Raw genomic sequence first — 14,439 nt, forward strand, 5'->3', positions numbered from 1 at the left:
TGGTAACACCAGAATTAAGGTATTTAAAGAACTCTTGTTGGGTCATAATTACTCCATTAGATGTAAGACTGTATAAAGTCATTTTTGATAAATTTAGTTAGTTAGGTTATAGGTTTAGAAAAAAATAAAGCACCGCTCATAAGAGTGGTGCTTTATCTCAACTTAACTAACAAGGATGTGGTTTTATAAAACAAAACCACAAGAAGGGGCGAATGCCCCAACTAAAGGAAACCAGCACGATAATTAAGTTAAACCATAATTAGCATTCTTAATTAGATGGCTAATAGATTCATCAGTACATTTTTGTACTCTACCTTCTTGTTGATATAACTGTGAGCATATATCATCTAGGATAGTACTATCTGATAAATCAGCTAATACATTGTTGTAGTGCTTACGTAATACATTCATATGGTTAGGATGACAGGCAAATGAATCATGAATAGTAATAACACTAAATGGTTCATGTACTAATACATCGCTCACAATGCTCTGTAATGCTCGTATTAGGCTTTCTGGGTAGTGGTTGATACCATTAGTCCAGATATGCTCTATGAAGCTAATACAGGGCATTCTGGTGGCATTATAGCGTTCTGTTACCCAGTCATTAGCTACCTCTTCCCCTTTGAATGTATATGTAGCTTCTAAGAACCTCTCTAGTAGTTCTTTATTGTAGTTACATCTACGTATTACAGAACGTAGGATATAGGCATCGATAGAGTGTACAACGTTAGCAGCATTAGCTAGTCCTTCCTCCTGTGGTTCTTGTATTTCATAAATCATTGTAGGAGTCCATCTAAAGTCTAGTGATGGTTCTTCTACATTGATACGTTTCTTAGCCTTAGTAAGTACAGGGCAATAGGCATGATGATTATCTGGTAATACCCATGTATGATTATCTAACTCACTATTCCAAGAATTAAGAAGTATTTGTAGCAATTCTACTGCACCTGTAGCTTGTTCAGCCATAGTTGCGTGGAACTCATCAATAAGCTCTTCTCCAAATACTTCTAAAGGTGTAGCTTTAGAGCCATAGAGATAAGTCATAATAGCCTGTTTAACATCTTTACGTTCATAGGTAGCAGTACTACCTAATCTAGCGTTAAGAGCCGTTGTAATGGCTGTATAAGCATCGATACGATTGTCTGGGTTTATTAGTCCAGTCAGTTCACAACCTTTCTTACAACGCATTAAAGCACTCATAATTTGCAAACCAGAACACACAGCATCAAATGCTACTGAATGATTAGTAGGTTTACCAGACTGTACTTCTCTTAGAGCATATACTGCCTTAGCATATAGAAGTGGTTCTTCTGCTGTAGCAGTATAGTCTTCTAGGTTATTCATATTGGTTTTAACCCATTGAACACGTTCCTCATAATTAAGTTTATCAAGTCCATAATGGTTAGCAATATCAATGGCTAAGTACTGCATCGGATTGAATTGTTTCATTGGTTTACTCCTTTTTTAAAGCATTCTTCTGAGCAATATACACCTTCAAATGATGAGTACCATCCTATGGGTATGTTAGCTCTATCAAAGTATGGTCTTGTTGCACCACCGATATCTACTCTCTCTGTTGTTCTTTGACCTTCTTTACCACATGTTGAACATAGTTCAGTATGTTCGTAAATAAATGCTATAATTTTAGAATCAATATTCATTAAAGTTCTCCTTAATAAGATTTAGGTACTCATTCCAGTTAGCTTCACACTGCGGACATGAAGCTATAGGGAAATCATTGTTACCTGATACGTCATCGTAGGTAAGGTGAAAGCTATTACAGTCCATACAGTATGCTTCTACTGGTTCATACGGTTTAAGGTCATAGAAGTGCATCATAATTTACCCACTACATATTCATATTTATTTAGATTAATACAAGCCTTTTCATAGCTTGTACCTTGAGTTGTAAAGTGATAACCACGTACATATACTCTTCCACGCATATCATATTTATGCTCAAAGTAGAATGGGTTATCTTTGAGATGTTTAATAAATACTTCTAACTGTTCTTGATATTGCTCCCAAGTCTTTAGCTGTATTTCGTATTTAGCTTTTTCTACATCTGTAAGTTTAGATACATCTTTCTCATCTTGAAACCAAGGCTTCTTATGATTATCTACAAACCAAGAATCTAGGATATATTCTTGAGAGTTAAGAGTATTGATTACATCTAAGCTAATAGGTTTATCATGCTTATTGAACTTACTACCTAAGATGATTCCTTTGTTAGATTTAACTTTGGTAATACTGTCTTTAGGTGGTACATAACATGATAGAATGATTCTATCCTGTAGTATTTCAGGTAATTCTAAATAAGGATAGATGTAATAGTTAGTCTTGGTTTGTTCAATGACAAATAAGTCAATACTATTGATGATTAAGAGTATCTCAGCTACTGTAGCTGTGTTATTTGGTTTATCTAATTCATCTGATAGATGGAACATAGAAGCCAATGATAGAAAGGGAATATAGCCAGAGACTATAACTTTAGTTAGTAAGTCTAAGACAATATCAAACCAAGGATAATCCTTGATTAGTACCTTTCTAATATTCTTATATTGGCTAGGTGATTTCTCATTTAACCATTCATTAATAAGACTTACTGCCTTATCAATACTGTCTTTATGATGATTAATAAGATATTGTTTAATATCTTGCTCAACACATTTGATGTTAATTAAATCTGTGTTCATGTACATACTGTCTATCCTCGAAAGTTAAATGAACAGTTTATAGACATATTCAGGTCTTTATATTAAGAGATAACAGTGATGATAACTGGATGGATATTTTCATCTACTAGATATTCACGAAGAGATTTAATAGAGAATGAACGAACGTTAAGTACGATACTTTCGGTAGTGATGATTTGATAGAGTTTCATGATATACCCTTTTTGACAAGTTAGTGGAAAATCCCCTACACATTAGATGTAAGGGATTATATTGGATTAAGCGAAGGTTACAGTACGTTTCGCTCTTTCTTGTCTTAGTCCAGCCTCTTGTACAGCTAGTTTTAGCTTACTAGCTAATGACTGAACATCATCCATATCTGCAATTGCTTGAAGAACATCATTGTTCTCGAACAAAGCTAGATAACCTAGATTCACTGTAGTAGGTTCACCATTGCTACCGATGATATCAATACTAACACGTAGCTCTTTATTGAACTTAGCAGTTGATTTAGCAGTGCGTTCTGTGTTGAAGTTAATCATTTGATTTTCCTCGTTAGGTTAAGTTAAGTTAAATAGCTTTAATGGAATTATCAAAGCCAGACAAAGCACGCAGTGCAAATTAGGAAAATCAGATTAGATAAGACTAGGACAGGTGCAATGAGATAAGTATAAGGTAGCAAAACTTATGCGGGAGAATTTCCTAAAAGTTTTAAGCAACTTTAGTGCACCTGTACTGTCTTACTTGTGTATTGTGTATTGTGTATTGTGTATTGTGTAGTAGTTATTTATATAAACAAAATAACCCACAGCAGTTAAGCTATGGGTTACTCTTTTAGAGTTTCTCACCAGTTATCCACTGGTACAGGTATCCACCTACAGTAAGTGTAAATAGCACTACAAAGGTAGAGCATAGAACATATAACATATTTAATTCCTTATTTAATTTAGTTTGATATAAGTAAATAACCCACATCGAAATGTGGGTTATATTGGTTATTCATCTTTGTCGAATGATTCACCTAATCGCTTAGCGTGTTTCTCTGCTGCATTTAAGTACTCAACGAGAACACTATTAAGTTTATTGACTACCTTCTTAAAGAATAGAAAAGAGATTAATAGTACAACTGCAAAACCAAAACCAAATTCCATAATAAACTCCAATAATTTAGTTAAAGTGTTGATGGGATTACCAACACCATTACAAGCACGCAGTGCTACTACTAGTAATTAGAGTATTCCAGTAAGAATCCTTTTTTAGTTCCTAGCTAGGGAGGGGGTATTTCACTTTTTGAAAGGTGAAAGTCAGGACACTACACTAAAACTAATTGATAGTATCTCCAAAAAAGTTTCGTACAATCAAACTAATTTATTATTTTATATAAAAATTTTTTATTAAATATTATGTAATTCATTCTAAAAAGGAAATATTAAATTTCTTGGTTTCAATTATAATAGACTGCCTATTTACACCTATAGGAGTTGGGTATGTCTGATTTATATTCTCCCCCCCCCCAGTTTTGAAGAACGTCAAAAATTACTCCAGATAGTGAAAGATAGACAAATTACACATTTATTCCACTTCACTAGTGTTAGTAACTTAGAAAGTATTTTCCAACATGGGTTAATATCAAAAAAGGATTTAGAATCTAAAGTAGGGCAAGAATATGTAGAGACTTTTGATTCCTTTGATGAACTTAGATTGGATAATCGAACGGATGCTATTAGTATTTCTATATCTCACCCAAATGTTAAAGTATTAAAAAGATACATGAAGAGCTATCCAAAAACAAAGTGGACTGCTTTGGTGCTATCCGTGGATATTATTTTGGATAAATCTTGTCTATTTTACCCAATGAATGCTGCATCTAAATATTGCACCAACAACCCTTATATTTGGTTTGAGGGAGTGCAGGGGTTTGAAAGACTATTTTGTAATTCAATTAAGGAAAACTGGGAAGTATCTAATAGATGTAGTAATCATATTGATAATAATAAATACCATAAAAACCATATAGTGTTTGGCAAAGACCCCACAAGCATACAAGCAGAAATCTTATGTTTTGACTTAATTGAACCTAAATATATTAAGGGTTGTATTACAGATTCAGATTTTTTGTTAAAAACATTATCAGACAGATACCCCTTACTACCAATACAAAAAGTACATTTTAGTTTCTTTGAATCTGATGGTAGAGATACCATGAGAGAAGCTCAGCTATTGTGTGGGGAATTATCTTCAATCAATTCTTTAACTATGGAGCAAATTACTTGGTGGAATGAGCTACCATTATTCTGGAAGAAAGTGTTTTTAGCTCATTTATATGCCCCTGAGTTGGTCGATAGTTACTGGGAAGATAGAGATGTTAATGTATTAAAAGAAGATAGAGATACTTATCAAACAGTAAGAATTGTAGATAAATTCTTAAATAATCTTTCTAATAAATTAGAGCTTAAGTCGTGGACTGACTTAACTAGATTATTTGAACTACATAGTATAAAAGTAGTCATACTTGACAATCTTAAACAAGAGGAAATAAATTTTAGAAAGCATAAACACAGGATGCTTATTGATTTTAAATACTTTAAATTTTTAAGAGAATTTTGTTGGCAAGAGTGCGGAAGATGGGAGCAAGGAATGTTACGCATTCTTCCAACTACCATACCGAATAGTCTTCATCACTTAGAAGTATATGCTGTAGATGGGTTTCGTATAAGTGATGAATTTTTTCATCACCATAAAGATTTGCAAGTCATTTGCTTAGCTGGATGGGAGTCTTTAGAGTTATTACATGAAAGATTGCAAGAACTTTCTGGTATGAAGTACTTGACTGTATTGGAGTTAATTTATTGCTTTTCTGATTGGCAAAGCAGGGATTTTAATGACCGAGCAAAAATTTCCAGATACAAAGGCACTCATCTGCGTGCTACAGATTTTATTCCTATTTTACAAAAATTACCTAAGTTAAGTTATTTTAAATTTATTGAGCCTTCTTTTTTTGGCTTGGGTAGTAGTACTATTAGTTATTTGGGGGATTTTGAAGATATAAAAGATGAAGAAGCACGAGAGATTAATCAATTAATAGGCAGTGTGGATTGTGATATGTGTTTGGGTAAAGGAGCTAATCCTTATATGAATGACCACCCTAATTTTTCATATCCTTTATCTAAAGATAAGAGAATAACCTTATTTACTTATCCAGTAGTAAGCAGAAAGTTACCATTTAGGAGTCGTTTCTAATGGCACAAAGACCTGTATTTATCCCTAATCAAGGGGATTATTTGGTTGAAACTAGTATGGTGGATTTTATTTATCATACTGGTTTTGCAATAAGTCAAAAACAAAAAAGCATACAATCACTGCATCAAAGTATTAAAGATAACTTTGGTTTAAATCGGGTGTTAGAAGTATCTAGTAAATCATTGGATGAATTGGGCGTGCAATTAAGTGCATTTAATTTAATGATTAAAGATAAGTCTGGTCTATCTTATAGTGTAGAGTGTGCATTTCAAAGTAGTAAAGTGTTTGAGTTAGGGCAGTATCAAGACTTATTATATAAAACATCTCGTGAAGCCAAGAAAGATGAACGGTTAAAAACATCAGGTAAATTACTTGGATTTAACTTTTATGGTAATGTATGGGAACTAGAACCTGTTACTGCTTTTTACGACTGGCTTTATATCAATGCTTTAAATCAAAATAAAAAGTATCATGATGAGTTGTTATCTTATCAAGCATTTACAGATATTGAGTTTAACCCAAAAAAATCTATTAACTGTCAAGCATACTCTGTAGCAATGTTTGTATCTTTATATAAAAATAATATGCTTGATGTATTAAAAGATAAACAAGCATTTATTAATTTGTATAAACAATATCAAATAAGTAATACCATCAAAGAACATAAAGAATTAAAAGAATTATCTTTATTTTAAATAACAAAAACACCCACAGTAGTGGGTGTTTTTGTTTATATTAATATTGAAATCATTAACATATAATACAATATAAAAGCACAAAACGGCAGAATGCCATATGTTTATTTGGTTTGTATTATTAATATATTATTTATATTTACTCGTAACGCCATATACCATACGAATACACGAACGCTAGTGAGTGTATGAAGTATGGTATATGGCGTGATGGGAAAAGAGAAAGAAAGATTTAAAAGGGGTTATATTATATTAAATTGATTAATATGATATTTAATATTCATATATACCCTATATCCCATAATCCCATAAGACTATGCGTAGTCTAGTAAAGTAAAAATACCTATGCAATAACAATTTGGTAATTAATTCTTACAGAATTATTACTACAAATGTAAGTAATTGAATTTAAATATAAATAATAATTGTAATAAAATATTTCTAAACAATTAGAGATAAAAATAAACCCCTAGCTTTCAGCTAGGGGTTTATTTAACTTAACTTAACTTGCGCACTAAGGCAAGGTAATTATATAAAATATTTTAAATATTATCAATGTGATATTTATTAAGTTAAGAATAAAGTATCCAAATTAATGTCATAAACATGAAGCCATGCTTCATGTGGATAATCATTTACATCTAATCCATTGATTTCTACTTGGTCAATGTCTAGTGAATTAGCACGGCAATAATCTCTTAGGGGTTTCCAATAAAAGGTTTTACCTGTTGCTTTGTTCACTTCTGTGGTGGTAGCACTTCTGATTCTAATCTTTGGTTTTTGTTTAAACAGTTCGCTTACTTCTTTAACAGCTTCTTGTTTATTATCACTGGTTTCATTAGCCAATAGAAATTCACGCAAAGTATCTAGTGCATTGATGGCTTGGGTAAGTGTGGTCATATCAGTTTCCTTATAAAAATTTAAAAATAAAAAACAACCACAAGGGGGCAGAATGCCCACTACTAAAACAAACACAATAACTAAATTTGGTAATGGTATATGAGCTAATAGATAATACACAGGATTATTTTATATAAGGATTTAACAATGATTACAGAAGAAATGCTTGTTAAAGCTTTACCACCTAAACATAGACATCGTATTAACGATGAACTTATGTTATCTATTAATAATACACTTAATGACCCAGATATGTATGAAACATATCGGGAGAATTTTTTAAGTTATCTGAATGTACTCGGTGATGGTAGATTTAAGATTTATGATTATGTTAATGCTGTTAAATATGTAAGCCAGAAGCTTATGGGTAAAACCAATGAAGCAGCTTATATAAGTACATTTCCTGATAGATATGCTGATATGCACAGTAGAGGGCTAACAGCTAAAGAGATGAGTAGTATCATCTCTGTGTATAATAAATCCAAGTTAGTCAATCTTATCTTTGAACAGACGATGATACCTACTTGGGTATTAAATCAGGACTTATATCAGAAAGCTATTAATGTGCAGGCAGACTTAATGATTTCAGCCATGAGTGAGAAGGTAAGAAGTGATGCTGCTAATAGTTTATTAGTGCACCTTAAACCACCAGAAGTTAAGAAGGTTGAGTTAGATATTGGGTTGAAAGCAGATAAAGGTATTGATGAAATGAGAACCATGCTTGCTACTTTATCAGCTAAACAGAAGGAGCTTATTGATGGTGGTGTAGTTAATACCAAAGAAGTAGCTGAGATGAAGTTAGTAGGTGAAACGTATGAAGAACAAGAATAACTTTAATCCTTTGGTTTACTTTCTTTGTTTCATTGGTTTGTTGTGCTGGGTATTTATATTTATATACCCTTGGTTTAGGGGGTATCAATGACCAAGACAGTACAGGAATATTTAAATGATGTAAATTATAAGCAACTAGAAACCTATAAACCAAGTCAATTCGCTATTGAGTTTGTAAACTTCATTAAGTTAGTGAATGGCAGTCAAGGGGAAGAGAATAAAACACCTTTAATGCATTATAAGATGTTAGATAGCTTAATTGATGGTAATACCCAAGTAGCTACTATGTGTCATAGGGGGTCAGCAAAAACCACTTTGATGGCAGAATATTTGATACTTTATTTAGCAGTGTTTAATGAACTGCCTAACTTTGGGGAAGTTAATCTACTTTTGTATGTAACTGATAGCATTGATAACGGTGTTAAGTCAGCCAGAAAGAACTTAGAGTATCGTTGGGAGAATAGTGAGTTTTTAAAGACATATATCCCTACAATTAAGTTTACTGATATTAGGTGGGAGTTTATCAATAAGGATGGTAAGAAGTTTATTGTTAAAGCTTATGGTGCTAAATCAGGTGTACGTGGTGTTAAAGAACAAGGTAAAAGACCACAGATAGCTATTCTAGATGACTTGGTTTCAGATGATGATGCACGTTCACCTACTGTAATTGAGTCTATTAAAGCTACCGTGCATGAAGCAGTGATTAACGCATTACATCCTACGAGACAAAAGATTGTATGGCTAGGTACACCATTTAATGCTAATGACCCACTGTATGAAGCAGTTGAATCAGGCGCATGGACAGTAAACGTATATCCAGTATGTGAGAAATTTCCATGTACAAGAGAAGAGTTTAAAGGTTCATGGGAAGACCGATTTGACTATGATTACGTTAAGATGAGGTATGATTCTGCTTTAGCTGTAGGACGTGTAGCAGGCTTCTACCAAGAGCTTATGCTACAGATTATGGGTGATGATGATAGATTGATTCTAGACTCAGACTTACAATGGTATAACTCATCTGGTTTGATGGATAAGAAATCTAATTTTAATTTTTATATTACTACTGACTTTGCTACTTCTGAAAAGCAGTCTGCTGACTATTCATTTATATCTGTATGGGCTGTTAATAATAAGGGATTCTACTTTTGGGTAGATGGTATTTGTGCTAGACAGACCATGGATAAGAACCTAGATGATTTATTTAGATTGGTTTCTAAATATAACCCACAGACAGTAGGGGTAGAAGTATCAGGACAACAGGGTGGTTTTATTCCTTGGATTCAAAGAGAGATGATGGAACGTAATATATTCTTTACCTTGGCTTCTAACTCTAAAGATGGTCAGTTAGGCTTGAGACCTACAACCAATAAATTAGAAAGATTTAATATTGTTGTGCCTGATTTTAAATTAAAGAGATTCTTCTTTCCCATCGATAAGAAACATACCCCTGTAATGAAAGAGTTATTACTTGAATTATCACAGGCTGCTGTAGGTGGGTTTAGAAGTAAACATGATGATGGTCTGGATACCATCAGTCAATTAGCCTTACTTAATGTATGGCTACCTAGCAATGAAACAACCTATGTTAATAATAGTGGTATATGGTCTGATGAAGAAGAGGTTAATTCATCTTATACATTAGACAGTTATACAGTATAAGGAAACCAAATGATAACAATAAAAGAGTTAGTAGATAACTTAGTACAGACTGAACTACATAATCTAAAAATGAAAGATTCAGAAGGTGTACTAAGAGAGAATAGATTAGAACAGATTATTAATAATATTAATCTTGGTTTAACTGATTTATATACCAAGTTTGTTCTAAAAGTAGTAGAAGTTAAGTATATTGTTGAACCACATCAAAGAATGTTTAGTCCCGTGGTTAATACAGATAATGAAATACTAGAAGTATTGAGTGTATTCCATAATGATGAACGTTTATTTAATTCTGGTTTTAGGGCATATACCAGAATTAGTGCATCTAATGGTGCAGCTATTAAGCTTAACTACAGCCCTAATGAGGGTGATATTATTCGTATTATCTCTAAAGCTAACCATAGAAGATTTACTAAAGAAGACTATCACGATGAAACAAAATGTGAACTACCGCTAAGTTACATAACTGCATTGAACTATTTCGTAGCTAGTAGAATGTTTACCAGTATTGTTAATCAGTTAGATGGTGATTTGAATGAACCACAAAGATGGTATCAAATGTATCTTACTGAAATTAAAGAGTTAAGGGATGCAGGAATGGAAGCAGATAACCTAGACAGTAATTATTGGTTTCAAGAGAGAGGTTTCGTATGAAGGATATTAGTAAGATTAACGATGAACAACTAGCTAGGTATGTTGATTCAGGCGAATTAGAGAAAGATGTTAAAGAGCAAACGAAGAAAGTAAGACTCACTAAATGGAAGAAAGAACCTACACTACAACAGTTAAAGCATGACTTCACACAGGCACAGTATTCACAAAGTACTCATGTAGGTAATATCAATAAATGGGATACATTGTATGATGCACCTAAGAAACCAATGGATAAAAGAAGAGGTAGTAGGGTTGAACCTAAACTGGTTAGGAAGCAAGCTGAATGGAGATGTCCTGCACTATCTGAACCATTCCTAGCTACATATAATTTATTTGAAGTTAAACCACTAACCCATGAAGATACTCAAAGAGCTAAGCAGAATAGTTTAATTCTTAATAGACAGTTTAATACTGAACTTAATAAAGTAAGTTTGGTAGATAAAATTATTCGAGGTGTTGTTAAACAAGGTACAGTCATCGTACGTGTAGGTTGGGAATTTCAAGAAGATAAAGTTAAAGAAAAGGTAATGCAGTTTCAATATATGCCTGTACAAGATGAGCAAATGATGCAACAAGTACAAGCACAATATGAAGAACTAGCACATCTACAACAACAGTATCCTGATAGCTATGAGCAGTATGATGAAGCTATTAAAGCAGGGTATGAGATGAGTCAAGAACAAGGTCAATTACTGATTGCTCAACCTGTAGGAGAGATAGAACAAGAAGTAGTCAAACCTATTATTAATAGACCTACTGTGGAAGTATGCAATCTAAAGAACATTTATATTGACCCTACTTGCCAAGGTGATTTAGATAAAGCACAGTTTGTTATTCATAGTTATGAATCTAGTCTTAGTGAATTACAAAGAGTAGGTTACTACCAGAATCTAGAGTTTATTAAACATAGAGAAGAGATGGGTGGTTTTGACCATGATAAAAGTGACGATGCCAAGACTTTTACTTTTCAAGATAAAGCAAGACAGAAGCTAATTGTATATGAGTATTGGGGTTATTGGGATATTGATGGTACAGGTGATACTAAACAAATTATTGCTACTTGGGTAGGTGATACTCTTATTAGATTAGAAGAGAACCCATTCCCTGATAAGAAAGTACCATTCGTTGTATTTAATTATATCCCTGAGGAGAACAGTATTTATGGCATCCCTGATGCAGAGCTGTTAGAAGATAACCAAGCGATTGTGGGTGCTGTTACTAGGGGTATGATTGATTTGTTAGGTAAAAGTGCTAATAGTCAAACAGGTTATTCTAAACAGTTCCTAGATGCTTCTAACAAAGCTAAGTTTAGGAATGGCGAGGATTATGAATTTAATCCTAGCTCAGACCCTAGAGTTCATGTATATACACATAAGTACCCTGAGATTCCTGTATCAGCAATGAACATGATTCAAATGATGTATTCAGATGCTGAAGCTATTAGTGGTGTTAAAGCATTTAGTGGTAATGGTGGTATTACAGCACAATATCTTGGGGAAACAGCAGCAGGTGCTCGAGGTGTACTTGATGCAGTATCTAAGCGTGAGATGTCTATTCTAAGAAGAATCTCTGAAGGCTTCATTGTATTAGGCAAGAAGATTATCTCAATGAATAGTGAGTTCTTATCTGAAGAAGAAGTGGTAAGAGTAACTAACAGCCAGTTTGTTAAAGTAAGACGTGAAGACTTGTCAGGCAACTTTGACTTAGTACTTACTATTTCTACTGCTGAAGCTGATGATGCTAAGGCTAAAGAATTAGCATTTATGTTACAGACTATGGGTAACACTATGGGGCAAGAAGTATCACAAATGATTCTAGCTGAGATTGCTGAATTACGTAAAATGCCTGACTTAGCAGAGAAGATTAGAACATACGCACCTGAACCAGACCCAGTACAGCAAAAACTACAAGAACTAGAAGTAGCTAAACTAGAAGCAGAGATTGCATTACTACAAGCACAAGCACAAGAGAACAGTGCTAAAGCTGAAGTACAATCAGCTAAGGTGAACGTAGAACAAGCTAGAGCAGCAAGTCTACAAGGAGATGCTGATAATAAAGCATTAGACTTCGTAGAACGTGATAGTGGGGCTAAACACCTACAAGAGCTTGAGAAAGAGCAAGCCAAACAAGATGGTGCTAATAGATTACAGCAAACCAAGAATCAAGGTGAACTGGATAAACAGATTGCAGGGCATAATCATACATTACTACAACATCATGCAGATGTTGAGTTACAACAGCGTTTAGCACAACAACAAGCAATACAGCAATCACAGCAATTACCAACTAAAATTTAAAATAAATTTGGTATTGTACAAATAATTGTAGTATAAATTCACCGAATAATTAGGAAATAAGATAATGACTGATAAAGAAATACATAAAGTCAATGTAGAAAGGGCTAATCATTTTAGGTTGCTACAAACTAATATTAATTTCCAAGCACTGGTACTTGACCATTACTTTAATGGATATGTTCTAGAGTTGCATAACCAACTTAGCGAATACACACGTAACTCTGAACAATATAATGAAGTATTAAGAAAGCTAGATGCTATCAGTATTACTAAGTCTTATTTCCTTGGTTTAAAAGAAACAGGGCGATGGTCAGAAGAAGAGTTGCACTTTCTAATGATTAACCCTAACGGAGATATAGATGACTAACCTTTATGAACTATCTGATGAAGAACTTGCTAGTCTAGATGTTGCTGAAGTAGAACCTTTAAACGAAGAAGTCAATGAAGAGACTACAGAAGAAACCAATGTAGATAATCAAGATGCTACTGAGATTGAAACCCCTGCAACGGAAGTAGATGAATCTATGGGCGGAGATTCTGATACTCATGTGCAAGATGGGGGTGTCATGGAAGAACAAAGCTCAGGGGATGAGCTTGAAGTAGATACTACTGAATCAGAAACCACAGAAGATAAAGAAGTAGATGTCAATCATCAAGAGTTCTACAATACTCTGACTAAGCCATTTAAAGCCAATGGTCGTGAGTTCCAGATAACGAACCCTAATGATATGATTGCACTAATGCAAAAAGGTTTAAACTATTCCAAGAAAATGGAAGAGATGAAACCTAATCTCAATCTGATTAAAACATTAGAACAGTATGGTTTAACAGATGAATCTAAATTATCTTACTTGATTGATTTGCATAACAAGAAACCAGAAGCAATCGCTAAGCTAATTAAAGATTCTGAAATTGACTTATACGAGTTCGATACTGAACAAGCTAATCACTATGTACCCCAAAGTAAAGTAGTGCATAAATCACAGCTTGAGGAAGTAATCTCTGAAGTAGTAGATGCTAATCCAGAGTTTAATTCAGTATTGAATAGTATATATACAGATTGGGATAATCAATCTAAACAAGCTGTTATTGATAACCCTAACATTCTTAGAATCATTAGCGAACAACAAACTAATGGTATCTATGATAAGATTATGAATATCATGGAGTATGAAAAAGCAGTAGGCAGGTTACAGGGAACAGCTTATCTACAAGCTTACAGTGAGATTGAAAATAGACTTCTAGGTGGTAGTACAGAAGGTCAAGCATCACAACAACCACAACAGCAAGCCCAAGCATTTACAGCACCAAGACCCAATCAAACTAACAATAGTTCAAATACATCTGAGCAAAAACGTAAGGTAGCAAGTCCTAGTACCAATACTACCAAGCCAAGTACAGAAGTTATTGACCCATTGAAAATGTCTGATGAGGAATTGATTGCATACATGGAAAAACTCAATAAATAATTATAAAAGGATA

General features: G+C 33.5%; 13 protein-coding genes. 8 read left to right on the forward strand and 5 right to left on the reverse strand.

What is annotated here, in order from left to right; genetic code table 11:
- Window positions 1–243 precede the first annotated feature (243 nt).
- The 4 genes from DYD54_RS05295 to DYD54_RS05310 all read right to left on the reverse strand — a co-directional run bounded on the left by DYD54_RS05295 (window position 244) and on the right by DYD54_RS05310 (window position 3,220).
- Window positions 244–1,452, reverse strand: coding sequence for a DNA-directed RNA polymerase (locus DYD54_RS05295; RefSeq protein WP_063514042.1), 1,209 nt, complete (start codon window positions 1,450–1,452; stop codon window positions 244–246).
- The gene (locus DYD54_RS05300; RefSeq protein WP_063514043.1) at window positions 1,449–1,664 is read right to left on the reverse strand and encodes a hypothetical protein; all 216 of its coding nucleotides are present in this window, start codon (window positions 1,662–1,664) and stop codon (window positions 1,449–1,451) included. The genes DYD54_RS05295 and DYD54_RS05300 overlap by 4 nt, the downstream gene beginning before the upstream one ends.
- Window positions 1,665–1,838: 174 nt before the next feature.
- Window positions 1,839–2,699: a hypothetical protein gene (locus tag DYD54_RS05305; RefSeq protein ID WP_147285069.1), complete on the reverse strand. Its 861-nt coding sequence runs from the start codon at window positions 2,697–2,699 to the stop codon at window positions 1,839–1,841.
- 257 nt (window positions 2,700–2,956) lie between these two features.
- Entirely contained in the window at window positions 2,957–3,220 is a 264-nt protein-coding gene (locus DYD54_RS05310; protein ID WP_063514045.1) for a hypothetical protein, read from the reverse strand.
- 1,006 nt (window positions 3,221–4,226) lie between these two features.
- Here DYD54_RS05310 and DYD54_RS05315 point away from each other — a divergent pair.
- A complete protein-coding gene (locus DYD54_RS05315) occupies window positions 4,227–5,918 on the forward strand; it encodes a DarT ssDNA thymidine ADP-ribosyltransferase family protein (RefSeq protein WP_063514046.1) in 1,692 nt (563 codons plus the stop codon).
- A complete protein-coding gene (locus DYD54_RS05320; protein ID WP_063514047.1) occupies window positions 5,918–6,613 on the forward strand; it encodes a DarT1-associated NADAR antitoxin family protein in 696 nt (231 codons plus the stop codon). Before DYD54_RS05315 ends, DYD54_RS05320 begins: the two co-directional genes overlap by 1 nt.
- Before the next feature lie 567 nt (window positions 6,614–7,180).
- Here the strand turns inward: DYD54_RS05320 and DYD54_RS05325 are convergent.
- The gene (locus tag DYD54_RS05325; protein WP_063514048.1) at window positions 7,181–7,513 is read right to left on the reverse strand and encodes a hypothetical protein; all 333 of its coding nucleotides are present in this window, start codon (window positions 7,511–7,513) and stop codon (window positions 7,181–7,183) included.
- A 147-nt stretch (window positions 7,514–7,660) separates the two neighbouring features.
- Here DYD54_RS05325 and DYD54_RS05330 point away from each other — a divergent pair, with 147 nt between their 5' ends.
- The 6 genes from DYD54_RS05330 (at window position 7,661) to DYD54_RS05355 (ending at window position 14,426) form a co-directional block, all read left to right on the forward strand.
- Complete coding sequence (locus DYD54_RS05330; RefSeq protein WP_046702105.1) at window positions 7,661–8,344, forward strand: hypothetical protein; 684 nt, start codon at window positions 7,661–7,663, stop codon at window positions 8,342–8,344.
- A gap of 87 nt (window positions 8,345–8,431) precedes the next feature.
- Window positions 8,432–10,006: a hypothetical protein gene (locus DYD54_RS05335; RefSeq protein ID WP_063514049.1), complete on the forward strand. Its 1,575-nt coding sequence runs from the start codon at window positions 8,432–8,434 to the stop codon at window positions 10,004–10,006.
- A 9-nt stretch (window positions 10,007–10,015) separates the two neighbouring features.
- The gene (locus tag DYD54_RS05340) at window positions 10,016–10,660 is read left to right on the forward strand and encodes a hypothetical protein (protein WP_063514050.1); all 645 of its coding nucleotides are present in this window, start codon (window positions 10,016–10,018) and stop codon (window positions 10,658–10,660) included.
- On the forward strand, window positions 10,657–12,957 hold the full coding sequence (locus tag DYD54_RS05345) for a portal protein (protein ID WP_063514051.1): 2,301 nt from the start codon (window positions 10,657–10,659) through the stop codon (window positions 12,955–12,957). The genes DYD54_RS05340 and DYD54_RS05345 overlap by 4 nt, the downstream gene beginning before the upstream one ends.
- 64 nt (window positions 12,958–13,021) lie before the next feature.
- Window positions 13,022–13,324, forward strand: coding sequence for a hypothetical protein (locus DYD54_RS05350; RefSeq protein WP_063514052.1), 303 nt, complete (start codon window positions 13,022–13,024; stop codon window positions 13,322–13,324).
- Entirely contained in the window at window positions 13,317–14,426 is a 1,110-nt protein-coding gene (locus tag DYD54_RS05355) for a hypothetical protein (RefSeq protein WP_063514053.1), read from the forward strand. The genes DYD54_RS05350 and DYD54_RS05355 overlap by 8 nt, the downstream gene beginning before the upstream one ends.
- Window positions 14,427–14,439 lie beyond the last annotated feature (13 nt).

Source organism: Moraxella ovis (assembly GCF_900453105.1).
GTDB lineage: Bacteria > Pseudomonadota > Gammaproteobacteria > Pseudomonadales > Moraxellaceae > Moraxella > Moraxella ovis.

Excerpts from the sequence above, each read along its gene's own strand:
- DYD54_RS05295 (WP_063514042.1), bottom strand. The coding sequence starts at position 1,452 with ATGAAACAATTCAATCCGATGCAGTACTTAGCCATTGATATTGCTAAC.
- DYD54_RS05300 (WP_063514043.1), bottom strand. The coding sequence starts at position 1,664 with ATGAATATTGATTCTAAAATTATAGCATTTATTTACGAACATACTGAA.
- DYD54_RS05305 (WP_147285069.1), bottom strand. The coding sequence starts at position 2,699 with ATGAACACAGATTTAATTAACATCAAATGTGTTGAGCAAGATATTAAA.
- DYD54_RS05310 (WP_063514045.1), bottom strand. The coding sequence starts at position 3,220 with ATGATTAACTTCAACACAGAACGCACTGCTAAATCAACTGCTAAGTTC.
- DYD54_RS05320 (WP_063514047.1), top strand. The coding sequence starts at position 5,918 with ATGGCACAAAGACCTGTATTTATCCCTAATCAAGGGGATTATTTGGTT.
- DYD54_RS05325 (WP_063514048.1), bottom strand. The coding sequence starts at position 7,513 with ATGACCACACTTACCCAAGCCATCAATGCACTAGATACTTTGCGTGAA.
- DYD54_RS05330 (WP_046702105.1), top strand. The coding sequence starts at position 7,661 with ATGATTACAGAAGAAATGCTTGTTAAAGCTTTACCACCTAAACATAGA.
- DYD54_RS05335 (WP_063514049.1), top strand. The coding sequence starts at position 8,432 with ATGACCAAGACAGTACAGGAATATTTAAATGATGTAAATTATAAGCAA.
- DYD54_RS05340 (WP_063514050.1), top strand. The coding sequence starts at position 10,016 with ATGATAACAATAAAAGAGTTAGTAGATAACTTAGTACAGACTGAACTA.
- DYD54_RS05345 (WP_063514051.1), top strand. The coding sequence starts at position 10,657 with ATGAAGGATATTAGTAAGATTAACGATGAACAACTAGCTAGGTATGTT.
- DYD54_RS05350 (WP_063514052.1), top strand. The coding sequence starts at position 13,022 with ATGACTGATAAAGAAATACATAAAGTCAATGTAGAAAGGGCTAATCAT.
- DYD54_RS05355 (WP_063514053.1), top strand. The coding sequence starts at position 13,317 with ATGACTAACCTTTATGAACTATCTGATGAAGAACTTGCTAGTCTAGAT.